Source organism: Paenibacillus lycopersici (assembly GCF_010119935.1).
Lineage (GTDB): Bacteria > Bacillota > Bacilli > Paenibacillales > Paenibacillaceae > Paenibacillus_Z > Paenibacillus_Z lycopersici.
Map to the genome: position 1 here is coordinate 3,650,213 of NZ_CP048209.1, position 14,792 is coordinate 3,665,004.

7 protein-coding genes and 1 pseudogene are annotated in these 14,792 nt (G+C 53.0%); 7 read left to right on the forward strand and 1 reads right to left on the reverse strand.

Annotated elements, in window-relative coordinates; all coding sequences use genetic code 11:
- Nucleotides 1–82 precede the first annotated feature (82 nt).
- From GXP70_RS16150 to GXP70_RS16165, 4 genes and pseudogenes are all read left to right on the forward strand, one after another.
- Nucleotides 83–7,666: a neuraminidase-like domain-containing protein gene (locus GXP70_RS16150; protein ID WP_162357773.1), complete on the forward strand. Its 7,584-nt coding sequence runs from the start codon at nucleotides 83–85 to the stop codon at nucleotides 7,664–7,666.
- Nucleotides 7,663–11,418, forward strand: a complete 3,756-nt coding sequence (locus tag GXP70_RS16155) for a Tc toxin subunit A-related protein (protein ID WP_225442440.1) — start codon at nucleotides 7,663–7,665, stop codon at nucleotides 11,416–11,418. The genes GXP70_RS16150 and GXP70_RS16155 overlap by 4 nt, the downstream gene beginning before the upstream one ends.
- A gap of 296 nt (nucleotides 11,419–11,714) precedes the next feature.
- On the forward strand, nucleotides 11,715–12,692 hold the full coding sequence (locus GXP70_RS16160; RefSeq protein ID WP_162357774.1) for a metallophosphoesterase family protein: 978 nt from the start codon (nucleotides 11,715–11,717) through the stop codon (nucleotides 12,690–12,692).
- 176 nt (nucleotides 12,693–12,868) lie between these two features.
- Nucleotides 12,869–12,955, forward strand: a pseudogene (locus tag GXP70_RS16165) (SDR family NAD(P)-dependent oxidoreductase); the annotation flags it as partial.
- Nucleotides 12,956–13,283: 328 nt separating this feature from the next.
- Here GXP70_RS16165 and GXP70_RS16170 read toward each other — a convergent pair.
- Nucleotides 13,284–13,610, reverse strand: coding sequence for a hypothetical protein (locus tag GXP70_RS16170; RefSeq protein ID WP_404822258.1), 327 nt, complete (start codon nucleotides 13,608–13,610; stop codon nucleotides 13,284–13,286).
- 207 nt (nucleotides 13,611–13,817) lie between these two features.
- Here GXP70_RS16170 and GXP70_RS16175 point away from each other — a divergent pair, with 207 nt between their 5' ends.
- The 3 genes from GXP70_RS16175 (at nucleotide 13,818) to GXP70_RS16185 (ending at nucleotide 14,707) form a co-directional block, all read left to right on the forward strand.
- Nucleotides 13,818–14,018: a cold-shock protein gene (locus GXP70_RS16175; RefSeq protein WP_162357776.1), complete on the forward strand. Its 201-nt coding sequence runs from the start codon at nucleotides 13,818–13,820 to the stop codon at nucleotides 14,016–14,018.
- 69 nt (nucleotides 14,019–14,087) lie between these two features.
- The gene (locus GXP70_RS16180; RefSeq protein WP_162360513.1) at nucleotides 14,088–14,291 is read left to right on the forward strand and encodes a cold-shock protein; all 204 of its coding nucleotides are present in this window, start codon (nucleotides 14,088–14,090) and stop codon (nucleotides 14,289–14,291) included.
- A 164-nt stretch (nucleotides 14,292–14,455) separates the two neighbouring features.
- Entirely contained in the window at nucleotides 14,456–14,707 is a 252-nt protein-coding gene (locus GXP70_RS16185; RefSeq protein WP_162357777.1) for a YolD-like family protein, read from the forward strand.
- The last annotated feature ends 85 nt before the right edge of the window (nucleotides 14,708–14,792 follow it).

Genomic DNA, 14,792 nt, shown 5'->3' on the forward strand with positions numbered 1-14,792 from the left:
GCTGAATAGCTCAAATGTAAGTATCAAAACGTTCAACTTGAGTAGCAAATAGATATTCAGGTAGATATCCAAGGAGGCCCCCATGAACAAAATAACCTTCCCCCTGCAGCCAGGTGACCGAAGCCCGGAGGTCGGCGATCTGCAAGCCGCGCTGCAGCTATTGCTGGACAAAGCCATGATGATGTCCGGTAATGAAAGTTTCAGGCGAGAGCTGGGCGCGCTGTTGCAGCAAGAGCGCGTTGATCAAATATATAAAGACGGCACGATTAAGCTGGTCAGCATCTTTCAAGAGGAACGGCATCTGGCAGACAGCGGAGTCGTTGACGAGGCGACAGCCGCCGCAATCAATGATCTCCTGCAGAAACTAGGCGCGTTGGATGAGGGGTGGGCACAATTGGCCGAAGCGCTGAAGACGCAAGGGCAGACGTTGAACGCGATTAATGCCGGAACGGATCATCTGGCGAGTATTGACGAGAAGATCGGTACGCTTGGGAGAACGGCCGCTCCGCTCTCGCTCAACATGCAAGGCGAAGCGGTCAAGGACCTTCATGCCAAATTAGCCAGTCTGGGTGTCACGCTTCCGGCGAGCGAGACGGGAAGCGGCATCTTCGGGGTCGGCACGCACGATGCGCTGCTGCAGCTGCAAGCTACATTCGACCTTGCCCAAACAGGCGTATTGGATGACGGGACGCGGAACGCGCTTGTCACTGCTGTCGGGAACGTTGCTCTCCCCAGACGGGTCGAGGGACGTATCTTTATGGACAACGGCTTGCCTGCCGCGAAGATTAAGCTTCGCATCGTGAACCGAGGCTTCGGCGAGGACGAGACGTTGCTCGGCGAGGCCGAGACAGATGATCAAGGCTTCTATGCTTTGCCTTATGACTTGGACAACTCGGCCGCGCACATCGAAGTGCGGACCCTTGACTCGGATCTCAATGAAGTTCGGCTCTCCATGCCCAAATTTAACGCCGGCCGCTATGAAGTGCTCAACCTTGTTGCGCCTTCCACCGTTACATCTCAGGCCAACGAATTCGCCTTGATGTCAGGCGATCTAAAGGGAATCATCGGCGACGACCTAAGCAAGCTCGCTCGGGCGCAAGAGAACGGAAATAGCTATGATCTATCGATGTTGAACGAAACGACCAATTGGGATGCGCGTTTGATCGCTAGAGCCGCTTCCGCCGCCAAGCTCAGTCCGATAACGGGTATTCGGCACGATGCACTCTATGGCGCAATCCGCGCCGGATTGCCGGACGATCCCGAAGCGTTGGCCATGGTTACGCCCGAGGCATTCGCAACCGCCTTGACGCGCGCCCATGAAGCGGGCGTGATCACTCTCACTATGGACCAAATCACCGCAGCGGCCCGATCGTTCGAAGCATTTGCCCTTGCCGCGCGGCGTAAGAGGATCGTTCCCGGCGCATTATCAAGCGTAGGCGACATGCTGGCCAAATTGAATCTGGAACAGGCGCACAAGGACGAGTTTGAAAAGCTGTTGATGCAGTATGATGACGACGACGAACAATTATGGATGGAAGCCAAGAAGAGAAGCATTCCGATCGCCGATTTGCAATTGCAAGGCAAACTTGCCTATTTGACGTTGAACAACGCACCGCTTAGCGAGTCTCTGATGAATGAAATCGGCTCGCAAGAGAACCTGGCGCATTTGGTCGAGCAAGACTTATACACGCCCAAAGAATGGAGTGCGAGGCTGGATAGCATGGCGAGCGAGAATCGCGTGGTCATTCCCGAGAAGCTTGCTGGATTGATCCCGTCCGCGTATAGCCAGAAGGAGCTTAACGACCGCCGCGACGCATACGCCGGCGACCTTGCGCGCAAGGTGCGTCAGAGCTTTCCCACTCAAGTCATTCATCGGATGCTGGAGAAGAAAGATTTGCGTCTAGGCTCGCGGCATGACGAGATGAAGGCGCCTGTTCAATCTGTATTGAAAAATGCGCTGGACAAGGGATTTCAGCTTGGACGAACGCCGGTGGAACAATTCCTTCGGCATCACGGGGAATCCTTGTTTGACGGGTTCACCGATACCGATAAGCGGCTCGCCGAGGAAGGGGTTAAGCTGTTGACGCGCGCTTATCAGATGACTCCGAGCGACGATGCGATGACGATATTGCTCGATCTTGGGTTCACTTCGGCCAGGCAGGTGGCCGCTATTCCGAAAGCTGCTTTTATCGAGCGGTACGCTCAAGATTTCGGTTCGCATACCGTAACGGAAGTCATTTGGGATAAGAGCGTACAGATCACTTCATCCACGTTCAATATTTACACGCTTGCCAAGAAGATAGACAGTACGCCGACGATTACGGCGATCACCGGCACGACCGAACGCCATGATAAGGCCAAGCGTGACCTGAAGTCGCTGCTGAAAGATTATCCGACGATGGAATCGCTCTTCGATTCGATGGATTACTGCGAATGCGAGCATTGCCGTTCTGTTCTTAGTCCTGCCGCGTATTTGGTGGACTTGCTGCGCTTCGTCGATCCATCGGAACAAGATTGGGCGCATGCTTTGAAGGATTGGGAGAAAACCCATAACGGCAGAACGTATGCCAGCTACGATTATTTTAAACCGTATGAAGCGCTCGCTAAGCGCCGCCCGGATATCCCTTATTTGCCTTTGACTTGCGAGAATACCAACACGGCAATGCCCTATATCGATCTCGTCAATGAAATTCTGGAATACTACGTCGCTTATAGCGAAATGGATGCCAAAGCGGTGCGCGATACCGGGGAAGCCACCTCCGCGGAATTGATCGCGGAACCTCAGAACATCATCCCCGAAGCCTACGAAACGTTACAAGACGCGATCTATCCGTTGTCGCTGCCGTTTGATTTGTGGCTGGAGACGATACGCCGCTTCTGCGGCTATTTCGAGACGCCATTCTGGCAAGTCCTGGATACGTTTCGGCCGAGCCATGAATTGTTCGAGCCTGCGGAAGCTCCCGCAGAAGCCTACTATCGCGTACATATCTTCAGCGAATTTCTTGGGTTAACTCCCGTTGAATATGCCCTATATACGGCTCCGAATATAGCTAGCTGGCCTAGATTATACGGTTACGGCACGGAGAGCGGAAGCGAAGCCATCCCAATACTCACTTCGGCCAAGACGCTCTCTCGCAGACTGGATGTAACCTATAAGGAACTCATCGAGCTTGTGCAGACCGAGTTCGTAAACCCGAATCTGCACGCTCTGGTCACGCTGCGCAAGCTGGGACTTGATGTGCAAGAAGTGTTTCGCTACAAGAAGCATCCTGAATATGCGCCTCTTGAGCCTGAGGAAGAAGACGAGTTCGAGCGGCGTCTGACGGCGCTCACCGAGAAGTTCAAACCCCATTTTGACGCTGCGCAATGGTTGGATCTTTCTTGGCAAGCAGAGGAGTTCGAGCAGATCGTTGTTTTAAAAGATCCGGATAGCGGCGGCGGGTTAGATTTGGCAGAGCTGAGATATTCGGACGGTTCGGAAGCGGATGCCATGGTCTTCATCAAATTGAATGTATTCGTACGGTTATGGAAGCGGCTGGGGTGGACGATGGAGGAGACCGATCTTGCGCTGACCGCTTTTTGTCGTCTTCCCGTCAACGAAGCAATCACGGATGCTGCATTGGGAAATGCGATGCAGACCGCTCTCGTCTATCTGGCGCATCTCAAAGAGTTGTCGGAACGGCTTCAAGCAGGCACGGATTCGCGAATCAAGCTGCTGATGCTGTGGTCTGAACGAATGCCGACGAAGGGGAAAAACTCGTTGTATGCGCAGCTGTTCTTAACGCGCAACATCCTGAAAGAGGATGCCGTATTCGACGATCCTTGGGGCAACTACCTAAGCGACCCGGACTTGTTCCTCGCAGATCATTTGCCCGCGATACAAGCCGCGTTGAACTTAACGGCGGACGAGATCTCTCTGATCCTGCAAGACAGCAGCAAGGGCGACGAGCGCGAGGTCCATAAAGCCAAACTCCTGTTATCTACCGTTTCAACGCTGTATCGCTATGGTCTATTGGCCAAAGCATTGAAGTTGTCCGTCAGCGAAATGATCAGCTTAAAGACGCTTAGCGGATTGAATCCGTTCCACCTGCTCAGTCCGAATGCGCTGAGCGGCATCGAGGACGATTATCCGCTCAAGCAAACGCTTGCTTTCGTACGCCTCGCGCAGGAAGTGAAGGCCAGTACATTCACGATTAACGATCTTAATTACCTGTTCCGGCATCGGATGGATCCGAACGGCAGCTATCGCGAAGACGGCGGTTCCAAGGATTGGATCAGGCTCTTGGCCGCGCAGCTGCATGCCATTGCTGCCGACTTCGCCATACCTGATGTCTCGGCGAGCGTGAGCGATGACGAGCTTAGGCAGGCAATGGGGATGGCTTATGCTCCCGATGTCGTTGAGCTATTGCTGGACAAAGCAGTGTATAGCGCGACGAAAGAAGACGTGCCCCCAAAGCATCGCCTCGACCCGGCAGGTTATGCGATCAACGGCGTGAACGTTTCTTATGACGAGAACCGGCAGCAACAGAAAGTAACGTACACGGGCGTCCTGACCTCAGCCGACAAGAATGCCTTGCTTGACGCGATTCCGGAACCGTTACCCGGTGATCAAGATTCCATTGCAGCGCGTCAAATCTATGCGGAGCTGCTCGATGATATCGCCTTGGACTCAAGTGCTCAATTCGAGGCCTTCTTCAGCAAGAACTTCGATGGGTCTCTGAATTTCAATGAGCTCTACGGTAACGAGGTGAATGTATCGCGAGATGCGAAACGCCAGAAGATAGTGGCGACGATACTTCCTCTTCTCCAAGCGAAGCTTACTCGCAGGGCCATCGTGCAAGCGATGACGTCGCAGACCGGCGGCGATCCAACGTTGATTGAAGCGCTATTGACGAACCGGGAATTTCTCGCGTTGCCCGATGCGCCCGATAAGGCGCTGCTGTCCATGCTTGAAGGACTGGGCCGGCGCGGCTTCAGCGTGAAGTTCTCGCCGTCTGATGCCGAGAAGCAGCCCGAATCGACCGAGCGCATCGAGATCAAGGAGGACGACGAATGCCAGGAAGCGACATGGGAGGGCTTTATCGAAGTCCCGCTTGACGGAGAGTACCGTTTATACGCCATATTGGGCAAGGAAGCAGCCAAAGTTGAGCTTTCTATTGACCAGTCAGCCATTGCGTTTGCGAAAGGCGGCATTGCTGCGAAAGAAGGCGATGAGCTGTCCGCGCTTCTCAGCTTGAAGCCAGGTGTGCTGTATGCCTTCCATTTGACGGCCAGCAACCTGCAAAGCGGCGCTTTTCAATTGTTAATCAAAGGCGAGACCACGCCTAAACAGCAGCTCGGCAAGCTTGTGATCATGATCCCCCGGAACGAGTTGAACGAAGCGGAACGTGCATACACGATGGCGGCCAAAGCCTTGCAGCTCGCGCAAGGGCTCGGTTTGAGCGAGCGGGAGGTTCGCCACATGCTGACGAATCCGTCGGACTTCGGCGGCGTGAATTGGCGTCTGCTGCCGACGGAGGAACGACCGGCCGGGGTAGATGCCGGCGAGGAAGTTCGGGATGAGCAAGCTGTCGATCCGGCCGTGGCGAGCTTCAGCGGATTTATGCCTTTGGTACGCTATGCTTCGCTTAAGCGCGATCTGGCGGGCGGGAGCGACGACCTCATCGCCGTCTTCGAATATGCCCGCTTGCGTTTCGAAGACAGCGAGAAGGCCGCAAGAATAGAAGCGTTATGTGAACGTATCGCGGCTCTGACAAGGAGACGGAGTAGTGAAGTGCAGCTGGCGGCAGCCGAACTAAAGATGAAGGAACCCGTGCATTTCGCGGACGAAGCACTGGTGGGACGTCTGTGGCAAGCGCTGCAATTCGTCGAAAGGTTCGGGATATCGGTGTCGACCTTGAAGACATGGCTTACCGCCAAGCCGGATGCAGCCGTTGCCATGAATGTTCGCAGGACGGTAAAAGCCCGCTACGAGCCGGAGACATGGCAGCGATTAGCGCAGGCGATCTTCGACCCGCTGCGCCAGCGTCAGCGCGATGCGCTGGTCGCTTACATCATGCACGCGAACGAGCAGCTGGTTAGCGTCGAGAAGCTGTTTGAATACTTCTTGATCGATCCCGGTACCGAGCCGATCGTGCAAACTTCACGGCTTCGGCTGGCCATATCGTCGGTGCAGACGTTTATTCAGCGCTGCTTCTTGAACCTTGAGCCTAGCGTTCATCCTTCGGTGCTGAACGCGCAGCATTGGAGCTGGATGAAGCGCTACCGGGTGTGGGAGGCGAACCGCAAGATTTACCTGTACCCCGAGAATTGGCTGGAGCCGGAATGGCGCGACGACAAAACCCATTTGTATCAGGAGCTGGAGAGCAGCCTGCTGCAAGGCGACGTGACGAACCAGCTCGCCGAGGATGCGCTTTATGTATACCTGAAGAAGCTCGACCAGTTGGCGCGGTTGGAAATCGTAACGATGTATGCGGAGGAGAAGCCGTTAGGTCCGCCGACCATTCATGTGATCGGACGCACCTATATGTCGCCGCGCCAGTATTTCTATCGCAGCTATGCTTATCACATGTGGACCCCCTGGGAGCCGGTGACAGCCGACATCGACGGCGATCATCTCGTTGCGGTCATGTGGAGAGAGAGGCTGCATTTGTTCTGGTTGACCTTCATGGAGAAGGTAGAGGAGTCTCCGACCGGACCCCGTACGAACGAGACGGGCAGCCTGGGCGATATTCAATTAAAGACGTTAATTAATGATGCCGCAACGGTCTCCAAAGGCGCGGTTAGTCGAAGCCTCGATATTCAACTGAACTGGTCCGAATACTTCCAAGGCGAATGGACGGTGCGGGAATCCGGCGGTTTCGGGAATACGATTGCTTCTCAACCGTTTGACGCAAGCCAAGTATTCGTAACCGTGTCCAAGGAGGAAGATTCGGATGCAGGTACAGATGCGGTTCGAATCCATTTGAACGGTTTATTCTACTACTTCAGAGTAGCTAGCAAGAACGGCGTTCCCCAGTTCGAAAGCACTCGTTTGTCGACTAAGGCTACGCCATACGCTTTTAACAAGACATCCTATAATCGTTACGAAGGAGAGGGCGCATTATCGGTATCATTCGTACAGGAAGCGGTAACGGAAGACGGCGTAACGAAAGCCGCTTCTCCTGCGCCGCAAACCATTTTATCCAATATCGGCAGCTTCACGCTCTTACAGGCCAGCAATCGAATGAGTTGGCCGAATGAGGAGTTTGCGCCGCTAGTCAGCCCCTTTTTTTATGCAGACGAGTTGTACACCTTTTTTGTAGAGCCGTCTTTGACGGAGACGACGGTTGAGAAGTGGCAGGGCTATATCCATACCGAGAAGTCTCAGCGACCGCGCTGGAACGATTTTATTGAGCATCCGCCTCACGAGCTCAAACCGGTGATTCCGCCGAAATATAACCAGGTATTCATCACGCAGCCTCAACTTAGACCAGAAACGATGAACTCCGTCTCGCTGTACAGCATTAAACCCAATGCAGATGCGCTTACTCAGCCCGACATCGCCTTGCAATTCGGCGATGCCTTCATCGGGGCCAAAGGCCGCATTCAAGAGACGGAACAACTATCCCGCGTCATCACCAGCGCCGGGGGCAGCATCAATATGAGGAATAGAGGTGCTAGATGACGAGTCCAAATGGGAAGGCTGCTCCATTTCACGGTCTGGCGGATTCAGCCGCGATCAAGCTGTTAGGTCCTATTCACGATTATGTCGAGGTCGAAGAGACCGTAACGGGCGAACGCCATATCCTTACCCAATCCCGAACCCTCCGCTATCGTATTTACCCTCACTTTCATCCTTATGTCGGAGAATTGGCCAAGCGGTTGATGGAGGGATCGGTCGCGGGTTTGCAGGCTGCCGACACCGACTACGTGAAGAACATGGACGGGACGTATCGGACGCTGCCGTTCAGCTTCCAGATTGCCTTGCCGGATGGTCTGGCTTTGCAATTACCGCGGCAGGGCCAACCGACGGAGAGCGAACCGATCACGCTGCAAGGAAGCGTAACGGTTGCGATTCCCGACGGTGTCGATGTGAGGCTGGCTGGCGGATTGAAGACGACGCTGCCCGGAAGCGTCATAGCCGCCGATCAACAACGGGGCATAAGAGTCGCGCTCCAGGATGGGACCGCCGCCGATCTCGAAATCGGCGCTGTCGTGATCCTTGTGTCCGAAGAGGTGTACGTCGCCTTGCCGGAAGCCGTCCTTATCATAGGCGAAGATGGGCAGCTGCGCCGGCTAGCCGAGCCCGGCATCGTTGCATTGCCTGCGGGGACGAACATCAAGCTGCTGGGCGGCAAGCCGCTCCCGAAGCTCTATCGGGAGATCTTCACCGAGACGCGCTATTCGCCTACGGATCTGGTGCAGCAGCCTTACCCTGTACGAGACCTCGACTTTACTTCGGGCGGTGCTTATTCCGTCTATAACTGGGAGCTGTTCTACCACATTCCGATCGCTGCCGCCATACATCTCAGCAAGAACCAGCGCTACGAGGAAGCGCAGCGGTGGTTCCACTTTATCTTCGATCCTACGGACAGCAGCGACGGAGCGACGCCGGAACGCTTCTGGAAAGTGCAGCCGTTTCAGTACACCGAGGTCAAACAGATTGAAGAAATACTTATCAATCTGTCCGCGGGAACCGACTCGGCGCTGCAGAAGGACACGATCAATAGCATTGGCGCTTGGAAGGATTCTCCGTTTCGGCCTCATCTTATCGCACGGTACCGCCATACCGCTTATATGTTCAAGGCCGTGATGGCTTATTTGGACAATTTAATCGCCTGGGGAGATGACCTGTTCCGGCAGGATACCGGCGAAGCCATCAATGAGGCAACGCAGATTTATGTGCTGGCCGCGTTGATTCTGGGCGATCGGCCGCAAGCCGTGCCTAAGAAAGGGTCGTTGGCACCGCTAACGTATGCCTCCGCGCGCCGCAAGTGGGATGAATTCGGCAACACGCTGGAGAAGATGGAGAGCGAGATTCCGTTCGATATCACCCCTCTTCCCATGACAGGCGGCGCCATCGATCAATTTGCGACCTTAAGCTCGATTGGGACGTCGTTGTATTTCTGCGTGCCGCGTAACGACAAGCTGATGAGCTATTGGGATACGGTCGCCGACCGCTTGTTTAAGATCCGCAACAGTTTGAACTTGCAAGGCATCTATCGCCAGCTGCCGTTGTTCGAGCCTCCGATCGACCCGGCATTGCTGGCCAGGGCGGCTGCCGCAGGGTTGGATATCGGCGCTGTCATCGCGGGAATCAACCAGCCGCTTCCGTTGGTGCGCTATCAATTGCTCGTGCAAAAGGCTGGAGAGATCGGCCAGGAAGTCAAGTCGCTGGGCAACAGCTTGCTATCCGCGCTGGAGAAGGAGGATAACGAGGCACTGTCGATCCTTCGCGCCAGGCACGAAAAAGTCATTCTGGGTCTAGCAGAAACGGTCAAATACGCGCAATGGCAGGAGACGATCAAAAACCGGGAAGGTCTCGAGACATCGCTCTTCAACGCGGCTCAGCGTTACATCTATTATGAACGGATGCTCGGCAAACCGGAGAGTGAAATCGCGGTTCCGGGGATGGATCCGCTGGATGCGGACAGCTTCGACAAGTTGAAGTTCAAGAGCTCCGAACCGGAGGTTGCGCGCCGAGCTTATGAAGTGGACATTGCGCAAGATTTGGGCGAATCCGGCGGCAAAATCGTGAGCAGCTATGAAGCGGAGGAATTGGACAAATCTAGTTCTTCAAGAATGTGGCATGATATAGCAAAAGGCTCTATTCTGCTTGGGGAAGGTCTGTCCGTGTTACCGGATTTCAATATAGACTTCCACTTTTGGGGATTAGGGGGACATGCCACGAAGGGCGGTACGGATCTTTCCAGAACGGCTCGTCTTGCTGCTGATTTAGCCCTTGAATGGTCCGACCACTTGAACTATCAAGCGGGAAGAGCGGCGAAAGTAGGATCATTCGCCCGCCGGGAACAAGACTGGGTGCAGCAAAGCAATGCTGCAGCCGGCGAGATCAATCAGATCTTCAAACAATTGCGAGCCGCGCAAATACGCGAAAATGTCGCCGAGCGCGAGTGGCGCAACCACCGGCAGCAAATCAAGCACTCGCAGGAAATCGAAGATTTCCTAACCAACGAAAAGAACGGCAAAAAAACCACGCAAGCCTTTTACGCATGGCTAAAGCGCGAGGTACGCGGTTTATACGCGCAGGTATTCCAGTTTGCTTTCGATGTGGCGAAGAAAGCCGAACGCGCCTTGCAGCACGAATTGGGCAAGCCCGATCTGACTTTCTTGCAGTATGGCTATATGTCCGGCAAGGAAGGTTTGTTGGCAGGAGAGAAGCTGTATTTCGACCTGAAGCGCATGGAGATGGCTTACCACGAGTTGAATAAGCGCGAGTATGAGCTGACCAAGCACGTCAGTTTGCTTCAGGTGAATCCGCTAGGCCTCATCGAGCTGCGCACAACGGGGAGAACGTCGATCCAACTGCCTGAAGCGCTGTTCGATATGGACGGACCCGGACATTATTTCCGGCGGATCAGAAGCGTGGCGATAAGCATTCCTTGCGTCACCGGCCCTTACACTTCCGTGAACTGCACATTGACTTTGACCAAGAGCTCCATTCGCAAGGAAATCGGAGTAGGGGACGGCTATGCGCGGCTGGGTACGGAAGACAGTCGATTCAGCGATTATTACGGCAGCGCGCAAGCCATTGTCACGAGCACGGCCCAGAACGACGGCGGGATGTTCGAGACCAATCTCCGGGATGAGCGCTATCTTCCATTCGAGAACATGGGCGTCATTAGCGAATGGGAGCTGGAGCTGCCGACGAATCTGCGCCAATTCGACTATGACACGATCAGCGACGTGCTTCTTCACCTTCGCTATACGGCTCGCGAGGGAGGCGGTTCGCTGCGCAGCGAAGCCGAGAAGAGCTTCAATCGTCTGGCCGAGATTGCTCAGGCGCCGGGATCGGTCCGCCTATTCTCCGTGCGTCATGAGTTTCCGGCAGCGTGGGCAAATCTTCAAAGCCAACAACCAAGCGACACCAAGCGGTTCGAATTGGTGCTCCGTTTCAAAGACGAGCATTACCCATTCTGGAGCAGAGACCGGCTTAAGCGCGTCGAGCGAGTCGAGATATTGGCGCGCAGCAGAACGGAGGATCCGCTTCCTCCAATTGTGGAAGTTTTCCAAACCGGTAGTACGAATAGCAATACACCGAAGGGCAAGTTAGTGGCAGATAATAATTTGCATCGCGGGATATTGTCTGACGGCTTGCCTGCTGCGCCTGTCGGAGACTGGAGCCTCTATTTCGACACAAAATCGATGTCCGACATGTGGATTGCTCTGACATGGAACTCGGCCGCGCAACAGTAGCAGCAGAAATACAGCAAAGCTGGGAAGCAGGAGTTGCCGGAAACTGAAACCGGCAGCTTTTTTGTCTAGCGACACAAAGATTCCTACAATGTCGGTACAGCTGGAGGATCGGACGCTTTGAGCGCGAATAATTAGACGGGACACGTGGAAATCCGCTGAGTACGAAGCATGAGAAGCGGGCTAGAGACGCGGCTGTATAATACGAGAAACATCGAGTGGGACAGTGTTAAGCAAATTGCCGGCTTATCGCGGAATATCCAGCTTTACCTTTATTATTAGAATCGGAGGCAGCAATCATGAAGCGCAAACTAACCTTTCGTGAAGATGGTACTTTCAAAATCGTACAGTTTTCCGATACGGAACTAGTAGATGAGTTCGATTATGACCCGGAAACGCCAGCATACGATGTCGCAACCCTACGTACGATGGAAGCGATCATTCACGCCGAAAGGCCTGATTTGGTCGTATTTTGCGGGGATGTGATTGCGAGCAATCGGGCGAGGGATCCGCTTAAATCGATGCGCACTGCCGTATCCATCGTAGAACGACTCGGAGTCAACTGGGCTGCCGTGTTCGGTAATCACGATTCCGAAGGGAGCGTGCCGCGTAAAGCGATGCATGAAGAGCAGCTGAAGTATCCTTACAACGTAGCTCTTGAAGACCCCAAGGACGTAAGCGGAGCTGGTAATTACGTCTTGTCGGTTCATGATGAACGAGGAGAACCGGCTGCAGCGCTTTATTTTCTCGATAGCGGCGATTATCCGGCCAAGGACAGCCCAGTCGGAGGATACGCGTGGATCGGGCGCGACCAAATTGATTGGTATACCAAACAGTCGCGCGAGTTTACGAGGCGAAATGGCGGCAATCCTTTGCCGGCGCTTGCTTTCTTTCATATTCCGCTGCCGGAGTATAACGAAGTATGGGATTTCCACGTTTGCCACGGGTATCGCTATGACGGCTGTTGTTCAAGTCCGCAGATCAATTCGGGCTTTTTCGCCGCGATGGTGGAAATGGGGGATGTCATGGGGACGTTCGTTGGTCATGACCATGCCAATGACTTCGTTGGAGAACTGCACGGAATCAAGCTTTGTTACGGACGATCGACCCGTTATGTGAGCTTTATTGATGGCGTAAGAAAAGACCTTATGCCCGTCGGCGCTCGCGTTATTCAACTCAAGGCGGGAGAGAGGAAGTTCGATACTTGGATTCGCGATTGTGAGGGGAATGCGGTCATGGAGCAGCCGGAACATTGGCCAGAAGGCCGCAAATACTAAATTAATTTATACTGGCACAGAGTTGAAAATTTGTAATAAACGATCTCCCATTAAGACGCCGACGCGATAAGAATCCGTTCCGAATTTTGTTCCCTCGAATAGGAGAGCAACATTTCAAAATTCGCCTCGTGTTATAACTATCGTGTACCGTATTTGACACAAGAGGAGATAAAATCATGACTGAATTAAAGGGTAACGTTGCGTTGGTTACGGGCGCGAGCCGCGGGATTGGACGTGCCATTGCGACGCGATTAGCGCAAGAAGAGCGGAGGCTCACATTTGTAAGGCGTTCGTAAAAAGCGGAGGCTGCACTGATGGGTATGGGATTCTTATGAAATTACACAAGGGGGGAGTGCAAGACTTGTTCTAATGAGAACAGATTGACCACTAATGGAGAGGCGGCGCCTTCCGAGTAAAAGTAAGCCTCCAGAGGTGTCTAGCGACACAAATCCACCTACATAATTGAACGAGTAAAAGCTGGAGCAATCAGACTTTTTACTTATTATGTAGGGGAATAAATGTCAGCCTTTCATTTAATGGGTCCATGGCAAGGATTAGTGAAAAGCTTGAGTGAATAAAATCCGACAGCCGCTATACCCGCTGGTCGGCCTCATAATCCTCGTTGGCCCGGCCCAGCATCGACTTCCAGCTGCCGAAGTCGGTCTCCCGGTTAACATGCCGATCTAACAGCTCTTCGGGGATGTTGTCGATGTCTTCCAGGGTGTCAACGTCGAAGTTTCCCTTGCGGAGAAACTCGTTGAAACTCTTGAAGGAAGAGTGCCGACTCATGAAGGTCTCATGAAATAACTTTTCAATGGATACGTGATTTTGGTCGCCTTCATTGGATTTCGCGCCTTGAAGCTCATTCAGCAATTCATCAAAGGAAATCGGCTTGTTTCTTTTCTTCAGACCTATCACTCCTAAATCAGTTTATTCTTCATGATACCATATTTATTGATTTGTGTATTGTACTGTGGTATTATAAATTAGATTAACATAAATCATACCTTAAATTTACATATTGAAAAGGGTTCACATTGTCCGGATGGTACTTTTTTCAATGTGTGATTTTTGTTCACCATACAAGAAAAACATGTTAATCATTCATTAGGGGGCATATTCAATATGCAAACAGGAACAGTAAAATGGTTTAACGCTGACAAAGGCTTTGGTTTTATCGAGGTTGAAGGCGGCAGCGACGTATTCGTACACTTTAGCGCAATCCAAGGCGATGGATTCAAAACCCTCGACGAAGGCCAGCGCGTTCAGTTTAACGTGACTCAAGGCAACCGCGGACCTCAAGCCGAGAACGTAGTTAAGCTTTAAACCAAGCCCGTGAAGCTGCCCTTAACACCGCGTTAAGGGCAGCTTTTTAATTAAAGGAGGGGATTCTTGTTGGCATATCGCGGCAAACCGGTAGAAGAGCTACCGCATGAAGAAACGATAATCTGGAGCTGCACGCATAAGGATTGCAAAGGATGGATCCGTGATAATTTCTCATTTGCGAACGTGCCTGTGTGCTCGATTTGCCAATCCCCAATGGTGAGAAGCGTGAAAATGCTTCCGCAAATCATCAATACGAACAAGGGACGGCACTGACACGACGCGGCCAGTTGCGTCAATGCATCTCAGCTGTCGGGTGACAAGAACGGTATCTCATTAAAAGCCGCAATATTCGCGGCTTTTTGTATTTAGGAGATCAATTTCTTGATCATGTTGTATTATGATAGAGCTACAAGATATTAAGCAAAGGCGTGACGAAAGTGGCTAAAGCGAAAGTACCGAAGAGACCTACCAGAGACGAATTCGTACTGGAGGAGATAGGCAATCAGCTCGTGGAGGCCTTTCAGGAGGAATCAGTGATTCTGCTGACCGTCTGGGGGAGAGAAGAGAGCGTGCGGGGACAAATCATAGCGATGGATTCCAGGACGGGCAAGGTCCATGTGAATACGGCAGACGGATTGGACAAGGTTCCTTTCATGGATATCATGAGCATGAATTATCCGAGGGATTAACCTCCTCATACGAAAGAACCTCTCATGTTTGCAGCAGCATATCTGTCTAGCGACACAACTCCACCTACATAATTGAACGAGTAAA

Coding starts and splice junctions, on each gene's coding strand:
- GXP70_RS16155 (WP_225442440.1), top strand. CDS start 7,663: ATGACGAGTCCAAATGGGAAGGCTGCTCCATTTCACGGTCTGGCGGAT.
- GXP70_RS16175 (WP_162357776.1), top strand. CDS start 13,818: ATGCAAACAGGAACAGTAAAATGGTTTAACGCTGACAAAGGCTTTGGT.
- GXP70_RS16150 (WP_162357773.1), top strand. CDS start 83: ATGAACAAAATAACCTTCCCCCTGCAGCCAGGTGACCGAAGCCCGGAG.
- GXP70_RS16160 (WP_162357774.1), top strand. CDS start 11,715: ATGAAGCGCAAACTAACCTTTCGTGAAGATGGTACTTTCAAAATCGTA.